This is a genomic window from Pseudomonas sp. GW821-FHT11D10 (assembly GCF_058808435.1).
On sequence record NZ_JBXARR010000003.1, the window covers coordinates 144,183 to 164,633 of the forward strand.

16 protein-coding genes are annotated in these 20,451 nt (G+C 61.6%); all 16 read right to left on the reverse strand.

Annotation, left to right across the window (positions count from 1 at the left end; translation table 11 throughout):
- Positions 1–16: 16 nt before the first annotated feature.
- Entirely contained in the window at positions 17–943 is a 927-nt protein-coding gene (locus AC1RT4_RS10850) for a ketoacyl-ACP synthase III (protein ID WP_011333038.1), read from the reverse strand.
- A gap of 226 nt (positions 944–1,169) precedes the next feature.
- Complete coding sequence (gene pseI / locus AC1RT4_RS10855; protein ID WP_493085345.1) at positions 1,170–2,222, reverse strand: pseudaminic acid synthase; 1,053 nt, start codon at positions 2,220–2,222, stop codon at positions 1,170–1,172.
- Positions 2,219–3,721, reverse strand: a complete 1,503-nt coding sequence (pseG, locus tag AC1RT4_RS10860) for a UDP-2,4-diacetamido-2,4,6-trideoxy-beta-L-altropyranose hydrolase (protein ID WP_493085346.1) — start codon at positions 3,719–3,721, stop codon at positions 2,219–2,221. Before pseG ends, pseI begins: the two co-directional genes overlap by 4 nt.
- A complete protein-coding gene (gene pseF / locus AC1RT4_RS10865; RefSeq protein ID WP_493085347.1) occupies positions 3,718–4,413 on the reverse strand; it encodes a pseudaminic acid cytidylyltransferase in 696 nt (231 codons plus the stop codon). Before pseF ends, pseG begins: the two co-directional genes overlap by 4 nt.
- Complete coding sequence (locus AC1RT4_RS10870) at positions 4,410–5,030, reverse strand: pseudaminic acid biosynthesis-associated methylase (RefSeq protein ID WP_493085348.1); 621 nt, start codon at positions 5,028–5,030, stop codon at positions 4,410–4,412. The genes pseF and AC1RT4_RS10870 overlap by 4 nt, the downstream gene beginning before the upstream one ends.
- A gap of 31 nt (positions 5,031–5,061) precedes the next feature.
- On the reverse strand, positions 5,062–6,219 hold the full coding sequence (gene pseC / locus AC1RT4_RS10875) for a UDP-4-amino-4,6-dideoxy-N-acetyl-beta-L-altrosamine transaminase (protein WP_493085349.1): 1,158 nt from the start codon (positions 6,217–6,219) through the stop codon (positions 5,062–5,064).
- Complete coding sequence (gene pseB / locus AC1RT4_RS10880) at positions 6,216–7,217, reverse strand: UDP-N-acetylglucosamine 4,6-dehydratase (inverting) (RefSeq protein WP_129973390.1); 1,002 nt, start codon at positions 7,215–7,217, stop codon at positions 6,216–6,218. The genes pseC and pseB overlap by 4 nt, the downstream gene beginning before the upstream one ends.
- Positions 7,218–7,246: 29 nt before the next feature.
- Positions 7,247–10,171 (reverse strand): glycosyltransferase family 2 protein, encoded by a 2,925-nt coding sequence (locus AC1RT4_RS10885; RefSeq protein ID WP_493085350.1) that lies wholly within the window; start codon positions 10,169–10,171, stop codon positions 7,247–7,249.
- Positions 10,172–10,222: 51 nt separating this feature from the next.
- Positions 10,223–10,951, reverse strand: coding sequence for a cephalosporin hydroxylase family protein (locus tag AC1RT4_RS10890; RefSeq protein WP_493085351.1), 729 nt, complete (start codon positions 10,949–10,951; stop codon positions 10,223–10,225).
- A 30-nt stretch (positions 10,952–10,981) separates the two neighbouring features.
- Complete coding sequence (locus AC1RT4_RS10895) at positions 10,982–11,647, reverse strand: acetyltransferase (protein ID WP_493085352.1); 666 nt, start codon at positions 11,645–11,647, stop codon at positions 10,982–10,984.
- Entirely contained in the window at positions 11,644–12,765 is a 1,122-nt protein-coding gene (locus tag AC1RT4_RS10900; RefSeq protein ID WP_493085353.1) for a DegT/DnrJ/EryC1/StrS family aminotransferase, read from the reverse strand. Before AC1RT4_RS10900 ends, AC1RT4_RS10895 begins: the two co-directional genes overlap by 4 nt.
- On the reverse strand, positions 12,762–13,988 hold the full coding sequence (locus AC1RT4_RS10905) for a methyltransferase domain-containing protein (RefSeq protein ID WP_493085354.1): 1,227 nt from the start codon (positions 13,986–13,988) through the stop codon (positions 12,762–12,764). Before AC1RT4_RS10905 ends, AC1RT4_RS10900 begins: the two co-directional genes overlap by 4 nt.
- Positions 13,985–14,545 carry a dTDP-4-dehydrorhamnose 3,5-epimerase gene (gene rfbC, locus AC1RT4_RS10910; RefSeq protein ID WP_493085355.1) on the reverse strand — a complete coding sequence of 187 codons (561 nt, stop codon included), beginning with the start codon at positions 14,543–14,545 and terminating at the stop codon, positions 13,985–13,987. The genes AC1RT4_RS10905 and rfbC overlap by 4 nt, the downstream gene beginning before the upstream one ends.
- Positions 14,542–15,624 carry a CDP-glucose 4,6-dehydratase gene (gene rfbG / locus AC1RT4_RS10915; protein WP_493085356.1) on the reverse strand — a complete coding sequence of 361 codons (1,083 nt, stop codon included), beginning with the start codon at positions 15,622–15,624 and terminating at the stop codon, positions 14,542–14,544. Before rfbG ends, rfbC begins: the two co-directional genes overlap by 4 nt.
- Positions 15,606–16,379: a glucose-1-phosphate cytidylyltransferase gene (rfbF, locus tag AC1RT4_RS10920; RefSeq protein WP_493085357.1), complete on the reverse strand. Its 774-nt coding sequence runs from the start codon at positions 16,377–16,379 to the stop codon at positions 15,606–15,608. The genes rfbG and rfbF overlap by 19 nt, the downstream gene beginning before the upstream one ends.
- Positions 16,380–16,666: 287 nt before the next feature.
- Positions 16,667–20,338 carry a beta strand repeat-containing protein gene (locus tag AC1RT4_RS10925; RefSeq protein WP_493085358.1) on the reverse strand — a complete coding sequence of 1,224 codons (3,672 nt, stop codon included), beginning with the start codon at positions 20,336–20,338 and terminating at the stop codon, positions 16,667–16,669.
- Positions 20,339–20,451: the final 113 nt, after the last annotated feature.

The window sequence follows — 20,451 nt, forward strand, 5'->3', positions numbered from 1 at the left end:
GTCGTTCTTAGCGGATTCAAGGACGATAAATAATCGCCGAACCCCACGACAGACCGACGCCGAAACCACTGATCGCAATGCGATTCCAGTCGGAATCCATCACGTGTTTTTCCAGCAGCAGCGGCACACTGGACGACACGGTGTTGCCGGTCTCGACCATGTCCTTGATGAACTTCTCCGGCTCGCCTTCGAAGCGCCGCGCCACGGCATCGACAATCGCCGCACTGCCCTGGTGAATGCAGAAGGCATCGATGTCATCGGCCTTGAGGCCGGAATCGTCGAGCAGTTCGTGCAGGTGCGCCGGCACCTTGAGCAGCGCGAAGTTGAACACCTGACGCCCGTTCATGAAGAACACGCCATCGGTGACTTTCAGGTGCGGCGCGCCGGAACCGTCGGTGCCGAACTTGGCCTTGCCCAGCGCCCACACCGGGTCTTCACCCATCCAGGTCGCGGTGGCAGCATCGCCAAACAGCATGGTGGTGTTGCGGTCTTCCGGATCAACGATCTTCGAATACGGGTCAGCGGTGATCAGCAGGCCGTTCTTCAGGCCGGCAGCTTCCATGAAGCCTTTGATCGCGTAGATGCCGTAGACGTAACCGGAGCAGCCCAGGGAAATGTCGAACGCGGCCACGTTGGTTGGCAGGCCAAGCTTGTCCTGAACGATGGCAGCGGTGTGCGGCAAGCCCTCTTCATCACCGTTCTGGGTGACGACGATCAGTGCGTCGATGGACTCGCGTTTCAGATCCGGATTGCTGGCAAACAACGCATTGGCCGCTTCAACGCACAGATCGGAGGTTTCCTGTTCCGCGTCTTTGCGCGGCAGGAAGGCCGAACCGATCTTGCCAAGGATGAACTCTTCATCCTTCTCGAATTTTGCACCTTGTGCGTAGTTATCCACGCCGGCTACAGGAACGTAGCTCGCAATGCTTTTTATGCCAATCATTACGGCTTCCCAATAATAAACAGCCCAATACCACCGCTCGCAAGGATTCGAGGGGCGCCGACAAACAGAAAACGGCCGCCACAACGGGCAGCCACGGGGAGCGCAAAGGGCTATCACTGGAACCGAAAACGGGCCAGGCGCCATCTCCCCGGTCATTACAATACAGTGAAGATGCGCGTTATGACTCGCAGGTCACGCTATTTTGCCGAATCGGTGCCAGATTGGGTCATTCGACCAATGACCAGTCCAGCGGCGTACCGCGTTTGATCGCCTGGCGCGCACGGCGCCCGAGGACGGCATCGGTGTGCTTGGGCGGCAGACCGAGACCGGGACGAATGGCGCGCAGGTTGGCCGCCGAGAAGGGTTCACCGGCCGCCATATCGGCCGTGACGTACAGCGACCGGCGGTAAACCAGCGACTTCTGCTCAGCCTCGGTCACGCCGTAATGCACCTGGCCCATGGCCTGCCAGGCGCGTTCGGTTTCGACCACCAGGCTGGCCAGTTCCCCCGGTTCCAGCGAGAAACTGGCGTCCACCCCACCGGCTGATCGGTCGAGGGTGAAGTGTTTTTCCACCACCGTCGCGCCAAGTGCAACGGCCGCCACAGACACGCCGACGCCCATCGAATGGTCTGACAGACCGACCTCGCAGCCAAACAGCTCACGCAGATGCGGGATCGTGCGCACGTTGCTGTTGATCGGGGTCGCCGGATAGGTGCTGGTGCATTTGAGCAGCACCAGATCCTTGCACCCGGCCTCACGGGCAGCGCGCACGGTTTCGTCGAGTTCGGCGATGCTGGCCATGCCGGTGGAAATGATCAACGGTTTGCCGGTCGCCGCGACACGGCGGACCAACGGCAGATCGGTGTTTTCGAAACTGGCGATCTTGTAGGCCGGCACATCGAGGCTTTCAAGGAAGTCCACGGCGCTGTCGTCGAACGGCGTCGAAAACGCGAGCATGCCCAATTCCCTGGCCCGGGCGAAGATCGGCGCATGCCATTCCCAGGGCGTGTGGGCCTTTTCATACAGGTCGTAGAGCGAAGTACCGGCCCACAGACTGTTCGGATCCTTGATGAAGAACTCGCCTTCCGCCAGATCCAGGGTCATGGTTTCGGCGGTGTAGGTTTGCAGCTTCAAGGCATGGGCGCCGGCCTTGGCCGCCGCTTCGACAATCTGCAAGGCGACGTCCAGCGACTGGTTATGGTTGCCGCTCATTTCAGCGATGATGAACGGCGGCGCATCGGCACCGATCCGGCGGTTGCCGATCTTGAAACTGCTCATTGACGGGATTCCTTCAAAACCTTGGTGAACGCGCAGGAACTCTGAGTGAACCCGGCGTCACGAAAAACATTCATCGAGGGTCGATTGGCCGGCAACACCTGGGCGGTAATGGCGGTCATTTGCGGCCAGTGCCCAGCCACGAATGCCTCACCCTGCGCCAGCAGCGCCCTGCCCCAGCCGAGGCCGAAACGCCCCTCGAGCAGATACAGCGAAACCTCCGCCTCAAAGCCGCGCAAATCGTAGCGCAGGACACCGACCGGGCCATCATCTGCCTCGGCCACCAGCAGCAGCCGCTGAGGATTGCGCAGGCTCGCGTCCAGCCAGTTCACATGTTGCGACCAATCGATTGCCCCGCTGTCCAGCGACCAGCGGCGCACCACCTCGGCATTGCGTCCGTCGAACAGCAACTGCGCGTCATCCTGCGTCGCCAGACGCAACTTGAGCACCGCGCCGGCCAGTGCCGCCGCCACCCGCAACGCGCCGCGCCCGTCGACCAGTTGCCGCGAACGCTCGGCCAGGCTCTGGCGCAGATAAAAGTTGCCCACGACAAAGCCGATGGCATCGCGCAGTTGCTCGACACTGACCTGCTCTCGCGCGCCCATGAACACATGCGCCCCGGCCGCCGCCATCACCTCGCCGTTGGCCTGCTGGTTGTTCGACACCGCGATGCAGATCGTCGGCAGGCCCAGGGCCGCGCGCTCCCAACTGGTGCCGCCGCCGGCGCCGATAAACAGGTCGGCCTCGGTCATGCGCCGATGAAAATCGCTGACGAAACTGTGCAGGCGCCAGTGCGGCCGCGTTTCGACCAGCGCCTGCATCTCTGCCCAGGCCGGGTTGTCGGCACCGGCGACGAAATCCACTTCAAGCGCCGAAAAATCCGCCAGCGCCAGCATCGCGTGATGAGTCTGGCGCGCCGCATCGAAGCCGCCGAAATTCACCAGCACCCGACGCGCCACCGGTTTGATCTCGATGGCCGGGCCACTGAACTCTTCACGCAGCATGGCGAAGCGTGGACCGAGCAGCGTTCGGCAACCGGCCGGCAACAGCGGCTGATAGTTCTCGCTGAGCCCGGAGAGGTTCTGATTGAGCAACAGGTCCACGCTGTAGCTTCGGGTCGCCAGATCATCGACGGCGGCAATCCGTGGTGCAAATCGACGGGCAGCGGTCTGCCAGTGATGGTCGAGGCCGTAATGGTCGGCGATCACCCAGTCAAATCCGGGCTGCCCTTCCAGCTGCGCCGCCAGCGCATCGATATCCGCCTGCCACGGCAGCATCGATTCAATGGCCTGTTCCGGGTCTTCATCGGCATAGCGATCCGGCAACGCGAAGGTCTCGAAGCCTTCGCTCTGTAACGCATCAAGCCGATGCCCCGGCAAACGACGACAGGCGAACGCGACGTGACTGCCCTGCGTGCGCAGTACTCGCGCCAACGTCAGGCACCGGGCGATGTGGCCACTGCCGATGGTCGGCGAGGCGTCGGCGCGAATCAGCACTCTCATTGCAATTCCCCGCCGGCCTTGAGTGCCGCATAAAGGTACTCGGCGCGCGTCCAGTCTTCGGCGGTATCGATGTCCTGCACCAGATGCCGCGGCAGAATCACCGGCAGACTGGCCGGCGAATACAGCACCTCGCCACCCAGCCACGCCTCGCGGCGGCCCCAATAGAACTGACCGGCATCCTGAAAGGCAGCCGGCAGATCCTGCGAACGGGTATTGCGAAATTCGGGGTACAACGCCGTCAGCGCGCCCTGCCCGTCGAGGGTCAACGCGCGCTGCACTGGAAAGCCGAAATCGGTGACTGAAAAAGCAAAGGACTTGTCCGGATGCTGCGCCAGCAATTCAAAGCCCTGACGCAGAAACCGCGCCTGCAACAGCGGCGCCGTGGCGTACACACAGCAGGCGTAATCGAAGGCTGGCAGTTGCTGCAAGGCATGCACGATCACCGCTGCAGTGCCGGTGAAATCATCAGCCAGCTCCGCCGGACGCATGAACGGCACGTGAGCACCGTTGGCCCGCGCCACGTCTGCGATCTCTGCGTCGTCGGTGCTGACCACGACCTGCTCGAACAACCCTGAATCGAGGGCCGTACGAATCGAACGGACAATCATCGGCACACCGTCGAACGGCTTGAGATTCTTGCGCGGGATGCGTTTGCTGCCCCCGCGGGCCGGGATGATTGCGACGTTGTTCAAGGACGTTTTTCCAGCAGGAACCAGGTGATGTCGTCCACCGGAAACTGCGGATCGCGGTGATAACCGAAGCCGTAGTCCAGCAGTTGCAGATCAGGATAGCGATCGAGCATTTCCCCGGCGAAGTCGCGCTTGAACAGCTTGCCGCTGTTGCCGCGATAGAACACTTCCACCGGCGAGGGATTGTAGTACTCGGCGATCAGGATGTAGCGCGAACTCAACTCATACAACTGCGCATACGCCGTCGCCAACAGCTCCGGTGCCAGATGAATCAGCACGCCTTTGCTCAGGGTCAGGTCGTATTGGCGCTCACGGGGAAAGTCGAACAGCGAGCCGTGCCAGATATTCGCAATCTCCAGCGCACGCGCCTGGGCGCAGGCACTGGCATTGATTTCGACGCCGCACAGCTCGCAACGCGGTAGCAACTGACGCAGCGCCTGCAAGTTGTTGCCGGCGTTGGTGCCCAGTTCCAGCAGGCTGTCGATCCGCCCGGCCCGGGTCAGCGCCTTGGCGAACAACGCCAGATTGGCCGCCACCAGTGGCTGGCCGACGTTGCGGTCAACGTACTGGTTGCCGAATTCGCCCTGCCAGAATTGTTCCTGCTCGCTCAGATCACGCATTACCGTTTTCCATCCACCGCCGCGGCGGCAATCATTCGGTCAACCGACGCAATTGCTCGACCACGAAGTCCTGCTGCTGATCGCTCAGCAACGGGAACAGCGGCAGGCTGATCGCTTCGGCGTAATAACGCTCGGCTTCGGGGAAGTCACCCTCGGCGAAACCCAGGTCACGATAGTACGGCTGCAAATGCACCGGAATGTAGTGCAGGTTCACGCCGATGCCGGCGGCACGCAAGCCTTCGAACACCTGACGGTGGCTGAGGCTGATGCGCTCGGTCTGCAAACGCACCACATAAAGATGCCAGGCCGATTCGGCGTCCGGCTGGAGGCTCGGCACGGTGACCGGCAAGTACGCCAGCAGACGGTCGTAACGCGCGGCCAGCGCCCGGCGACGGGCGATGAACTCGTCCAGTTTGCCCAGCTGTGACAGGCCCAGCGCGGCTTGCAAGTCTGTGATCCGGTAATTGAAACCCAGCTCGACCTGCTGGTAATACCACGGGCCGTGGCTGGGTTCGGTCATCTGCTGCGGATCGCGGGTCATGCCGTGGCTGCGCAGGCGTTGCAGGCGCTCGGCCAGCTCCGGGCGATTGGTCAGCACCATGCCGCCTTCACCGCTGGTGATGATCTTCACCGGGTGGAAGCTGAACACGGTCATCGCGGCAAATTCACCGCAGCCCACCGGACGCCCGGCATAGCTTGCGCCGACCGCGTGGGAAGCGTCTTCAATCACCGTGAAGTTGTAGCGCTCGGCCAGTTCGGCAATTCGCCGCATGTCGCAGCTCTGCCCGGAGAACGCCACCGCCACCAGCACTTTGGGCAAGCTGCCGTCGCGCTCGGCGGCATCGAGTTTGCTCGCCAGAACTTCAGCATCGAGGTTCCAGGTCAGAGGGTCGATGTCCACGAAGTCAACATCGGCACCGCAATAACGGCCGCAGTTGGCCGACGCAAGAAAGGTGTTCGGCGTGGTCCACAAACGGTCGCCCGCGCCGAGCCCCGCCGCCAGGCAGGCAATGTGCAGCGCCGCCGTGGCGTTGCACACCGCCACGGCGAAGTCGGCCTGACAACGCTCGGCCATCGCCTGTTCGAAGCGCTCGATGGTCGGCCCCTGGGTCAACCAGTCGGACTGCAACACCTCGACAACCGCGTCGATGTCCGTCTGGTCGAGGCTTTGCCGACCGTAGGGAATCATACCGACAGCTTCGCGTGCAGGTCGGCGATCTGCCCCACCGAAAGGAAGTGCGGGTTGGTGTCGGAGCGGTACTCGAAATCTTCGCCGACCGGCACGCCACGCTCACCGAGTTTGTCCTCGGAGAAATCCACGTCGACGCTGGTGAAACGAATCGACGGCTGGATGGTGTAGTGATCGGCGAACTCCAGAGTCATCCGCGCATCGTCCAGCGGCACCATCAACTCGTGCAGCTTTTCGCCCGGACGAATGCCGACGTTCTTGTGCGGCAGGTGCTCGGCCATTCCCCGCGCGAGATCGACCACGCGAATCGACGGGATCTTCGGCACGAACACTTCGCCGCCGTGCATCCGCGCAAAGCTGTCGAGCACGAATTGCACGCCGTGATCGAGGGTGATCCAGAAGCGGGTCATGCGCTCGTCAGTGATCGGCAGCTCTGTCGCGCCGTCGGCGATCAGTTTGCTGAAGAACGGCACCACTGACCCGCGTGAACCGGCGACGTTGCCGTAGCGCACCACGGCAAAACGCGTCTGCTGTTCGCCGGCGATGTTGTTGGCCGCGACGAACAACTTGTCCGACAGCAACTTGGTGGCGCCGTACAGGTTGATCGGGCTCGCGGCCTTGTCGGTGGACAGCGCGACGACTTTCTTCACGCCGTTGTCGATGGCGGCAGCGATGATGTTTTCCGCGCCGTTGACGTTGGTGCGGATGCATTCGGTCGGGTTGTATTCCGCCGCCGGCACTTGCTTCAACGCCGCGGCATGCACCACGTAATCGATGCCGCGCATGGCCTGACGCAGACGATCGGCGTCGCGCACGTCACCGAGGAAGTAACGCATGCACGGCGCGTTGAACGTCTGCTGCATTTCGTATTGCTTGAGCTCATCCCGGGAGAACACCACCACACGCTTGGGCTGGTATTGCTCGAGCAGGCGCGCGATGAACTTGCGCCCGAACGAGCCGGTGCCACCGGAGATGAAAATCGATTTACCGTTGAACATGTCTTGAATCCCGTTCTCTGTGCGTAGGCTTAGGCGAGCAACTGCGCCCAGTCCAGCGAAGCACTTTGGTTGAGAACAAAGCCTTTGCCGCTCAGGCTCAGGTTCGGGTTGTACGCCGTATCCCGGGCGAAAGCACCGCACCATTTTTCACGCAGCGCCTGCAGCGCCTGTGGCGTGTGCGGCACTTCGCCCGAATGGATGACCTGAACCAGCGGCGTCCACACGGTGAGCAAACCGGCTACACCCGCCTTCAGGCACAGGTCGACATCGCTGAAGCCGTCGGCAAACTGCGCTTCGTCCAGACCCTCCAGCGCATTGAACAGTGCCTTGCCGATCATCAGGCAGACGCCCGAGACCGCCGAGTAGTTCTGCTCCACGGACAGACGCTGCATGTAGCCGTCAGCGTCATGCTTCTCACCGATGAAGGGGGAACCGACGCCATCGTTCAGACCCAGTATCAGACCGGCCTGAGCGATCTTGCCATCGCGGTCCACCAGTTTCGCACCGACCACGCCGACTTCCGGACGCTGGGCATGGTTAAGCAGAGACTCGATCCAGTTCGGATTGACCACTTCGCTGTCTGCGGCCATCAGCACCAGGTATTCGCCCTGAGCCTGCTGGCTGGCGGCGTTGCTCAGCGCCACGGCACCGAGTGGCTGATCGGCATGCAGGACCCGCACCTTGGCGTGCTGCAGTGTGCCCAGCCAGTCATTGACGGCGGCGGACAGATTGGAACCTGCGGCGATCAACACTTCATAGCGGGTGTAGCGGGTTCGCAGCAGTACGCCTTCAATGCAACGCTGCAGCGCAGGAAGATCATCGATTGCCGGCACGATGACCGACACCAATGGCTGTTCGCCGTGACGGTAGTCGACCTGATAAGTGCCCGGTTTCGACGAGGTGATTTTTGCCTTGTAGCCACGATTGCCCAGATGACGCAGCAGCGCCTGACGCTCATCGGCGTTCTCTTCCAGCACCGAAGCCCTGGCAATCAACAGTGGTTCGTCGAGGTGAGCCAGACCATCCAGGCCACCTTGTTCGATGATGCGCAGCAACAGGTCGAATTCCAGCGCCTTGCTGAAGTCGGCCTGGTAACCGCCCGCCTCGATCAGCACGTCACGGCGAATCAGCCAATGCCGCGCCATGAGGGCCGGCAGACTTTGCAGCAGATCGAGGTTGAAGCCCGGACGGAAGACATCCACCAGTGCGCCATCGGCGGTGCGCTGGATTTCATCGGTGGCCACCGCGCGGCAGCCGTCGGCCGATTGCAGTTCCAGACCGGCACGCAGCAGACCGCCGGCGGTGAACTCGTCCCCCGCCTCGGCCAGCAACAGCCAGTCGCACGGCGACTGATTGACGCTCAGGTTCAGCTTGTCGACGAAGTTGCTCGGCGAGACCCGGACAAAGTGCAAGGTGTTTTGCGCAGTAGTCGCGGCCGGCGGTTCGCCGGTGGTGAACACCACCACCTTGAAGGCCTTGCTGTGACCTTCGAGCAGGCTGTCCAGTGTGGTCTGCAACTTGCCGATGTCGTTGTCCAGGTCGAGCAGGAAAATGCCGAACTGCGGACCGCCGTCATGGGCCGCCAGATGACGAGAAATCGCCTCGGCCTGCCCGGCATCCGGTTGACGTGCCGCGAGCCACTCGAGCAAGCGGCCAGTCAGCATCTTGCCGAAGGCCTGCTCGTTGCCCATGAGCGATGCCGCTTGCAGGCGCGCAGTCCAGTCGCGCAGTTTTTGCGCGTCTTCTTCCTCGCCCATCGATTGCAGCTGGTCAATCAGGCGACTGATGACCTGGCGGTTGAACACGTTGCTGTCGTGGGCCTGCCACAAACGATCGACAACGCTTTCCGGGGTGTCGTTGTTGCGGGCCAGCATCAGGTTCTGCTGACGCGCCCAGATGCCTTCCAGGCCTTGCAACTGCAGGCGTCCTGCCGGCATCGAGTGCAGCAGGAATTCGAACTGGGTCAATTGATCGAAGAACGCCTGATTGTAGAACGGCATCTCGACGTACTGTTTCGGGCCGAAACGGCGCTGTGGGCCCGCCTCGATATCGGTCCAGGCCGACTCGAATACCAGCTCGGCAGTCAACGCGCGACCGGCGCGCAGGCTGTCGGCCAGTGCTTCGAAGCTGTCCAGCACGAACTGTTTGCCCTGCACCGGATCCTGATGTTTGACCTGGGTCGGCAACCCGGCAAGGAAACCGGCAAAGGCTTCGCGTTCGGCGACGTGCCTGGCGTCGGTGTAGGCCAGCGAGTGATAAATCTCGGTGTTATGGTCGGAGTGCTGATAGTTGAGCTCACGCACCACGTACGGGATCGGCAGAATCCGCGCCTTGCCCCGCGCCAGCATGTAGTAGGTGTGACCGACTTCCTGCCACTGGAAGATCGTGTCTTGCGGCATGGCCGCATACCAGTCGCGCAGAATCTCCGTACGTTGCACGGCATAGAACGGCGGCAGGTACTGATACATGTAGTCGATCAGGCGATCCTGGGCGAGATCGGCCGAGTAGTCCTCACAGACCTTCTTGTCGCGACGGTAGTAGCTGACGCTGTTGGCCAGCGACAGGTACATCATGCTGTAACCATGGCACAGGCTGTAATCGGGGTTGGCATTCATGAAGGCCACGGCTTCATGCAAGGCATCGTGCACGAGGAAGTCATCGTCCGCCGCAAACACCATGTACGGCGTCTGCAACTGCTCGACACCGTAGGCCAGCTTGGCGCGGATGCCCCAGTAGCCGTACTGCGGCAAGTGCTGGTAGTCGACGTTGGCAAACTGCCCGAGCATGTCCGGTTGTGCCTCGGCCGAAGAATCCAGCACCAGGATCCTGCACGGCAGGGTGCTGTAGAAACGCACGGCCCTGCGCAAAAACGCCGGGCGTTCGTGAGATATCAGCACAACGGTCAACTGTTCGTTGAGTGCCAAACCGTGTCCAGAACTGTTCTTGCCTTGCATAAATTCCCCACAAGCGGCGAGTCGCCGAAAACTCAACGTTGTTTTTGTCGATTAACGAACGCGACGCAGATAGCCATCCGGCGCGACAGTGATCAGCAACTTGCTGTGAATGGCCTGATCGATCTCGAAATCGCGATTCTCTTCCAGGTAGGCCCACACAGCGGTTTTCGGGTTGTCGCCCTTGCCCCACGGACGATCCGGGAAGGCGTCCGCCGGCATGTCTTCGACCACGGTGTCCATCACCACGCAATAGCTGCCCACCGACACCAGTGGTGCGTACAGGCGCAGCTCTTCGAGGACGTGTTCGTGGGTATGGTTGGAGTCCAGCACCACCAGCACTTTCTTGCCCTGCACGCGTTCGCGCACCTGATCGACGATAGCGGTGTCGATGCTCGAACCCTGGATCATGCTGATCCGCTTGAACATCGGGTGAGCTTCGATGGCTTCGCGGTTGTGCTGGCGGATGTCGATGTCGACGCCCAGCACTTCACCGTGACCGATCAGTTCGAGGATCGAGGCGTAGAACACCAGCGAACCGCCGTGGGCGATCCCGGTTTCAACGATCACGTCCGGACGCAGGTTCCAGATGATTTCCTGCATGGCGACCATGTCCTGCGGGAACTGAATGATCGGCCGGCCCATCCAGCTGAAGTTGTAGGTGTACTTGTGTTTTGCGGTGGTGCCGACCCAGTCCAGCGACTCGGTTTGCAGCGCCTTGTCCTGTTGCAGGCCTTCAATGTTGGCTTTTACTTCTTCGCGAAACTGCTCGTGTGGATTCATTGCGACTCTCCAAAAATTCGGGAAAACGGCTTACCTGAACACCCTGGCGTCAGGGTATGGCACGGTGTTGGTCTTGATGATCCTGGCGGGATTGCCCACCACGACCGAAAAATCCGGGACGTCTTTGGTCACCACGGCGCCGGCACCGATGGTCACCCAGCGGCCGATGCGCAGGCGCGGCAGAATCGTGGCGTTGGTACCGATAAACGTACCGTCGCCGATTTCCACACAGCCGGCGATGCACACGCCCGGCGCCATGAATACCGAGTGACCGATCCGCCCCTCATGCCCCACGACGCTGCCGGCGCTGATGCTGGTGTTGTCGCCGAGTTCGACTTCGGCCTGCATCAACACGCCTTCCTGCAGGTAACTGCCCTGCCCCATGCGGATCATGCTCAGGTCGATACCGGGATGAACGAACTGTCCGAGCCGCGCGCCTGCCTCCACCAACTGGCAGGTTGTTTCGTAGCGTAACCGGGTACTGCCGGTGATCAGATTGACGAAGCGCACGTCCGGGCCATTGAGTTCGGCGACCCGCTCCGAACCACCCACTACCGGCACCCCGTAAAACAGCGTGTCGTGCTTGCGCGGATCGTTGTCCAGAAACGCGAATTCGACATTCGGCGTACTGCGCTTGACCGCGTGCAGCATGCGCACCGCTTCCGGGTTGGCGGCCCCCAGCAGATACATCTTCACAGCGCGCACCTGCTTGCCAGCAGGTCCAGCACCACTTGCACGACGCGCTGCTGATCGGCGTCGGTCATGTCGTGGTAGCTCGGCAGGTTGAAGGCGCGCTCCGGCAGGGCGAATGACACCGGCGTGTCAACGTTGTGCCCGCTGAACATCGGCAGCGTCGACAGCGGCCAGAAGAACACCCGGGCATCGATGTCGGCGGCCTGGAACGCTGCGATCAGTTGGTCGCGATGGATACCGGTGTCGGCATCGAACACCACGGTCGGCATCCAGTAACCGTTGCGCCCGTGAACCGGCTCGGGATTGAGCGACACCCCCGGCACGCCTTCCAGCGCCTGCGCATAGTTGGCAAAGATCGCCCGCTTGCGCGCGATCAACTCTTCGATCCGCTCGACCTGCGCGCAACCGACCGCCGCCTGCAGGTTGCTCATCTTGTATTTGAAACCGACGAACTCCGGCCAGAACTGCTTGGTGCAACCGGCCACGCGACCGTGGTTGGACAGGGTCAGCACGCGCTCGTACAAGGCCTTGTCCGAGGTGACAAACATGCCGCCCTCGCCAGTGGTCATGGTCTTGGTGCCATGGAACGAAAAGGCCCCGAAGGCACCGAGCGAGCCCGCCGCCCTGCCGCGCCACTGCGAACCGATGGCTTCGGCTGCATCCTCGATCACAGGAATGCCGAATTCCTTGCCGATGGCCAGCAAGGCATCCATGTCGCAAAGATTGCCGTACAGGTGCACCGCCAGGATGGCTTTGGTGCGCGGGCCGATCGCGTTTCTGACCTGCTGCGGGTCGAGGCACCAGCTGTCGGCCAGCACATCGACGAACACCGGCGTGGCGCCCAGATAAGTGATGGGCGCCGCTGAGGCGATCCAGTTGGTGTTACCCAGGATCACTTCATCGCCTTCGCCGATACCCAGCGCCGCCATGCCCATGTGCAAGGCCCCGGTGCAACTGGAGGTGGCGATGGCGTAGGTCGCGCCCAGGTGCTCGGCAAAACCATGCTCGAAGCGGGTCAGGTATTCGTAGCAACGCGCGCCCCAGCCGTTCTGCACGGCATCAAGGGTGTAGCGGGCTTCGAGTTCGCCGACGCTTGGTTTGGTGTAATGAATTCTGCTCATCGAATGCTCAACTCCGGAACGGCGACGACAAAGCGTGCGCCCCACGTTTTGGCCGAGGTCAGTTGCTGCGTCACTTCACTCAACAGGTTCCACGGCAGCACCAGGATGTAGTCGGGCTTTTCCAGCTCGATGCGTTCGGGCGCGACAATCGGAATGCGGCTGCCCGGCAGGAACTTGCCCTGTTTGTGCGGGTTGGCATCGGCGACCCAGGCCAGCAGATCCGTCCTCACGCCGGCGAAGTTGAGCAAGGTATTTCCTTTGGCTGCCGCGCCATAGCCGACCACGCGCTTGCCCTCGGCCTTGGCCTGCAACAGGAAGCGCAGCAGCTGGTGCTTGATGTTTTCGGCGGCCGGCGCCAGCGTCGCGTAGTACCCGGTGGTTTTCACCCCGGCGTCGAGCTCGGCCTGCAACTGCTGTTGCACGGCCGGCTGTACGGCGCGGCGTTCGCCGTCCTTGCGCTGGACGAACACCCGCAGCGATCCGCCATGGGTGGTCAGCTGGCTGACGTCGAACACTTCCAGGCCGTTGCGTTCGCACAGGGTCTGCACGGCAGTCAGGGACAGGTAGGAATAGTGTTCGTGATACAGCGTGTCGAACTGCGCGCCCGCCATCAGCGTCAGCAGTTGCGGGAATTCGAAGGTGGCGACGCCGGTCGGTTTGAGCAGCGTGGCGAAACCGCCGAGGAAATCGTTGATGTCCGGCACGTGAGCGAGCACGTTGTTGGCGGCCATCAGGTCGGCGGCCCAGCCTTCGCTTTTCAGCTGCGCGGCGGTGTTGCGACCGAAGAACAGTTCACGGATCTCCAGTCCTTTTTCCCGGGCCGCCTGCGCGGTGCTGCGGGTCGGCTCGACGCCCAGGCACTGAATGCCGCGACCGGCCACGTATTGCAGCAGGTAGCCGTCGTTGGCCGCGACTTCCACCACGCGGCTGTCGACGCTCAGGCCGAAACGCTCGGCCATCTCCGCCACATAACGCTCGGCGTGGGCCAGCCAGGTGCTGGAGAACGAACTGAAGTAGGCGTATTCGGCGTCGAACAGGCTGTCGGCAGAGGTGTAATCCTCGGTCTGCACCAGCCAGCATTGCTGGCACACGGCGACCTTCAGCGGCACCCATTGTTCGGCCTGCTCCAGCCGATCGGCGTGCACGTAGGCGTTGGACGGTGGCGAGGTGCCGAGGTCGATCAGCGGCAGACTCAGCGGTGCGGAGCACCCACGGCAGTTCATAGACGCACTCCAGCAAAGTGTTGATCGAGCGCGGGATGGCTGGAATCACGCGCTGACAGATTATTGACAGGCAACGGCCAGGCAATCGCCAGCCGTGGATCGTTCACCGACAGACCGCCCTCATGCTCCGGCGCGTAATCGGCGCTGTGCAGGTAAAGCAGTTCGGCATCCTCGGTGAGGGTCTGGAAACCGTGAGCGAAACCGGCCGGAATCAGCAGGCTGCGACCGTCGCCGGCCTTCAGGTGCTCGGCGTGCCAGTGCAGGAAAGTTTCCGAGTCCGGGCGCAGGTCCACCGCCACATCCCACACTTCACCGCGCAGGCAGGTGATCAACTTGGCTTCCGGCGCGTTGGCATTCTGGTAATGCAGACCGCGCACGCTGCCCTTCTCGCGGGTGCAGGAATGGTTGATCTGACGGATGTGAAATTCGCTGCCGAATGCCTGCAGACTGCCCTCGCAGAACAGCCGGGCGAAATGCCCGCGCTGATCTTCGAAGCGCTTGTGCTGGACGCTGAACAATCCGGCCAGCGGTAACGGTTTCAAGGAAAACTCGCTCACAGCGCGCCCCGGTACAGGTTCAGTTGGCCGAGGGTCACGGTGCGCATGTCGTCGCCGTTCTGCCACGCCAGATGCCAGTCGAGGGTCTGGGTCAGACATTGCTGCAACGTCCAACGCGGTTGCCAGCCCAGCACCTGACGGGCGCGGCTGCTGTCCAGGCGCAGCAGACCGGCTTCGTGCAGGTCACTCTTTTCGAGGCGCAGGCCACGGGCCTGAGGCCAGCGGTTGGAGAGCAGTTCGACCACTTCGCCGACGCTGCACATGTCCGTTTCACCCGGGCCGAAGTTCCACGCACCAGCGTATTCCGGGCCTTCTTCATAGAGCCCGGCGGCCAGTTGCAGGTAGCCGGCCAGCGGCTCCAGCGCGTGCTGCCACGGGCGCACGGCTTGCGGATAACGCAGGGTCACCGGCTCGTCGGCCGACCAGGCTTTCAGTACATCGGGAATCAGCCGTTCAGGGGCGAAATCACCGCCGCCCAACACATTGCCGGCGCGCGCGGTGGCCAGAGCCAGGCCGTGCTCGGCGTACTTGTCGGCCGGGAAGAACGATGCCGCGTAAGACTGTGCCAGCAACTCGCAGCACGCCTTGCTGCTGCTGTAAGGGTCGTGGCCACCGAGGGCTTCGTCCTCGCGATACGGCCACAGCCATTCCTTGTTGGCGTAGACCTTGTCGGTGGTCACCAGCACGCAGGCCCGCACGCAACCGACCTGACGAATCGCTTCGAGCAGGTTGAGGGTGCCCATGACGTTGCTCGAATAAGTGCCGAGCGGATCGCGATAACCTTCGCGCACCAGCGGCTGGGCTGCCAGGTGCAGGACGATCTCCGGCTCGGTGTCGGCGATGATCTCGAGCAAGGCGCCGAGGTCACGCAGGTCGCCGCGCTGATCGTTGATGCCTTCGCTCACGCGCGCGAGTTCGAACAGGCTCGGCTCGGTCGACGGATCGAGGGAAAAACCGCTGACTTGCGCGCCGAGGCTTTGCAGCCACAGGGTCAGCCAGCTGCCCTTGAAACCGGTGTGGCCGGTGACCAGAACCCGCTTGCCACGCCAGAATTCCGGACTCAGTCCCATTGCTTCCATGGGGCCTCCCCGCTCTGCCACAAGGCTTCGAGGTGGTTCTTGTCACGCAGGGTGTCCATCGGCTGCCAGAAGCCTTCGTGCTGGTACGCCATCAACTCGCCGCGCTCGGCCAGACCGTCGAGCGGGCCGGATTCCCACGAGGTTTCGTCGCCTTCGATCAGCGGCAGAACCTTGGGCGAGAGCACAAAGAAACCACCGTTGATCCAGCCACCGTCGCCGCGCGGTTTTTCGGTGAAACCCAGTACACGGTCTCCGTCACGATCCAGCGCGCCGTAGCGTCCCGGTGGTTGCACGGCAGTCACTGTCGCCAGTTTGCCGTGGGTCAGGTGGAAATCCACCAGCGAGCTGATGTTCAGATCGGAGACACCGTCACCGTAGGTGAAGCAGAACGCTTTTTCGTTTTCCAGATAACGCGCGGCGCGGCGCAGACGGCCACCGGTCATGGTCTCCTCGCCGGTATCGATCAGCGTCACGCGCCACGGTTCGCTGTAGTTCTGGTGAACGTCCATGCGATTTTCGCGCATGTCGAATGTCACGTCGGAGGTGTGCAGGAAGTAGTTGGCGAAGAAGTCCTTGATCGCGTAGCCCTTGTAGCCAAGGCAAATCACGAAGTCATGAATCCCGTGGGCGGAATACTGTTTCATGATGTGCCAGAGAATTGGCTTGCCACCGATCTCGATCATCGGTTTCGGCTTGAGATGCGACTCTTCACTGATGCGCGTGCCCAGGCCACCCGCCAAAATAACTGCCTTCATGGTCTCCCCTCTCGTTCGTCACAGGGCTGCGCGCCGTTTTTTTGCGCATTGCGGCCTTCTGGCTAAACCTTTCTGCCGGTCCGGGCGCAGGGGCAATGACCACGAGCGCTCGTTTTATGGCGATTTGAGGGGGACTTGCAGGAAACGCGCCAGCTAGCTCGACTGCCAAATGCCTGCGTCGCAAGTAGCGACGAACGCTCAAAATAAAAAAAGGAAGGCCGATCCACCAGGATCGGCCTTCCTTCATTTCGGCTCAAAATGCCTTCGATGTACGCAAGGCAAATGAATCAGCCAAACATGGCAAACCCATCACCATTGAGCGGCAGAACATCACCGTTGGCTGCCTTGAAGTGTTCAATGGTGTTGCCACCGGCGAACCAGTCCAGCAGTTTGACACCTTGCTTGGTCGGGTCGGACGGCGGGAAGTAGCCATCGTTGAGGTACAGGTCATCGCCAACCCGCGCCAGTTGCAACGTACTGGCCGAGCGGATGTTATTCAGGATCAAGGTGTCATTGGTGCTGAGCCCGTCATCCCGAATCGTCACCAACATGCCGGTGTTGACGAAATAGGTGTCATCCCCCTCGCCACCATTGGCGAAACCGGTGGCCTTCATCTGCCCGTAGGCAGTCCCCAGGGCGCCAAAGGTCAACGCATCGTTGCCAGCACCACCGAGCAGGACAAAGTTCGCGCCCGTACCGAGCAGATCGTCATTGCCTTCTCCGCCATCTGCGGTGCCACTGACAACATAAATCGTGTCATGACCGGCTTCACCATAGGCGATGGTGCCACGGTCGTCCGGAGCACTGACGATCATGTCGTTGCCATTGCCGCCGTACAACATGTCGGCTTGTGGGCCAGCGGCAGCCACGTCGACCGCGAACGGTCCGAGCTGGGTATAGAAGCTGCCGTAGATGACGTCATTGCCATCGCCGCCATAAATGGTGTCATTGCCGAGACCGCCTTCAAGCCCGTTGGCCAGCGCATTGCCGGTCAGAGTGTCATTGAAGTGGGTGCCGATAATGCTCTCGACGTTGATCAGCACATCGCCCTGCGCATCGCCGCCCTGATTGACGCCGGTTTGCAAATTGATGTTCACCGCTGCGGCACTGTTGAGGTACCAGACGGTGTCGATCCCTTCACGACCGTCAATCACATCGGCGCCACCGCCACCGACGAAGTTGTCGTTGATCGCAGTACCGGACAGGGTGTCGGCAAAATTGCTGCCCTGAAAGATCTCTATCCCGGTAAAGGTATCGCCAGCGGCATCACCGGCGTTGACGTTGGTTTTCAGGTCGATGGTGACGCCACTGGCGGACGACTCGTAGCTGACCAGATCGAAGCCCGTACCGCCATCGAGCGCCAGAGCGGCAGCACTGCCAACAAAGACGTCGTTGAAGTTTGAACCACGCATCGCTTCGATGCTGTTGTAGGTATCACCCAGCGCGATCCCGGTATTGATCCCGGTTGTCAGGTTGACGCTGACGCCCACGGTGCTGTCGAGGTACGACACGGTGTCCATGCCGGCGCCACCAATGAACTGGTCGGCACCACCCCCGCCATACAACACGTCGTTGCCGTTGCCGCCAGTGATGATGTTGTCGCTGGCATTGCCCCAGCCGGTAAACGAACCGGTGCCGGTGTAGGTCAGGCGCTCGACGTTGGCCGCAAGCACATGGTCCTTGTAGCTGACCCGCACTTCATCGTTACCGCCGCCAGCCTGCTCGATGACGGTGACGCCGCCACCGTTGACGTAGTAGATATCGTCCCCTGCACCGCCGTCGTAAGTGGCAAAAAGGTAGGCGTCGGTGGTGAAGGTATCGTTGAAGGCAGAACCGATGACTTTCTCGACGTTGGTCAGGGTCACGCCCTGCGAATCGCCACCGACACCAGGCAAGCTGACGCCCGGACGGATGTCGATGTTCACGCCGGCAGCCGACGTCGAGTAATCGACGGTATCGAAACCTTCACCGCCATCGACGCCCGAGATCCGGCTGTCGACCACGAAGGTATCGTTGTATTTGGAGCCGGCGATGACTTCGATACTGTTGAACGTATCGCCTGCACCGATCCCCGAAATAACGCCGGTTTTCAGATTGATGTTCATGGCGACCGTGCTGTCCAGGTACGACACGGTGTCGCGACCCGCACCACCGAAGAACTGGTCGGCACCGCCACCGCCATAGAACATGTCGTTGCCGTTACCGCCGGTGATGATGTTGTCGCTGGCATTGCCCCACCCGGTAAACGAACCCGTGCCCGTATAGGTCAGACGCTCGACGTTGGCCGCCAGCGTGTGATCCTTGTAGCTGACCCGCACTTCATCATTGCCGCCACCCACCTGCTCGATGACGGTAACGCCGCCACCGTTGACGTAGTAGATGTCGTCACCGGCACCACCGTCGTAAGTGGCGAAGAGGTAGGCGTCGGTCGTGAAGGTATCGTTGAATGCCGAACCGATGACTTTCTCGACGTTGGTCAGGGTCACACCCTGCGAATCGCCACCGACACCTGGCAAACCGGTGCCCGGACGGATGTCGACGTTCACGCCGGCAGCCGACGTCGAATAATCAACAGTATCGAAACCTTCACCGCCATCGACGCCCGAGATCCGGCTGTCGACCACGAAGGTATCGTTGTATTTGGAGCCGGCGATGACTTCGATACCGTTGTAGGTATCGCCCGCGCCGATCCCCGAGTTGACCCCGGTTTTCAGGTTGATATTCACCGCCACCGTGCTGTCCAGGTACGACACGGTGTCGCGACCTGCACCACCGAAGAACTGGTCGGCACCGCCACCGCCATAGAACATGTCGTTGCCGTTACCGCCGGTGATGATGTTGTCGCTGGCATTGCCCCAACCGGTAAACGAACCGGTGCCGGTGTAGGTCAGACGCTCGACGTTGGCCGCCAGGGTGTGCTCTTTGTAGGTGACGCGTACCTCATCGTTGCCACCGCCCGCCTGCTCGATGACGGTCACGCCACCGCCGTTGACGTAGTAGATGTCATCGCCGGCACCACCGTCGTAAGTAGCGAAGAGGTAGGCGTCGGTCGTGAAGGTATCGTTGAATGCCGAACCGATGACTTTCTCGACGTTGGTCAGGGTCACGCCCTGCGAATCACCGCCAACGCCCGCCAGCCCGGTGCCCGGACGGATGTCGACGTTGACGCCGGCAGCCGACGTCGAGTAATCGACGGTATCGAAACCTTCACCGCCATCGACGCCGGTGATTCGGCTATCGACCACGAACGTGTCGTTGAATTTGGAACCGGCGATCGCTTCGATGCTGTTGAACGTATCACCTGCTCCGATCCCCGAAATAACGCCGGTTTTCAGATTGATGTTCATGGCGACCGTGCTGTCGAGGTACGACACGGTGTCGCGACCTGCACCGCCGAAGAACTGGTCGGCACCGCCGCCGCCATAGAATAGGTCGTTGCCATTGCCGCCGGTGATGATGTTGTCGCTGGCATTGCCCCAGCCGGTAAACGAACCCGTGCCGGTATAGGTCAGGCGCTCGACGTTGGCTGCCAGGGTGTGCTCTTTGTAGGTGACGCGTACCTCATCGTTGCCACCGCCCGCCTGCTCGATGACGGTCACGCCACCGCCGTTGACGTAGTAGATGTCGTCACCGGCACCGCCGTCGTAAGTGGCAAAAAGGTAGGCGTCGGTCGTGAAGGTATCGTTGAACGCCGAACCGATGACTTTTTCGATACCCGTCAGGGTATCGCCCTGCGCATCACCACCGACACCCGCCAAACCGGTACCCGGTCGAATATCGACGTTGACTCCCGCAGCGGAAGCCGAGTAATCGACCGTATCGAAACCCTCACCACCATTCAACTTGTCTGCACCGGCCCCTCCGATCAGGATGTCATTTCCTGCCAGACCGTTGATCTCGTCATCACCACTGGTACCCGTCAGCGTATCCGCGCCGTTTGTCCCGTTTATAACTGCCATTACTTCTTCCTTGCCTTGTTTGTGAACCGGTACAGGCCAGCGTGGCGATCACACGTCATCGCGGCGCAATTTTCTGGAACAGCGAATGTGTTGATATCGACAGGAAATAGCCA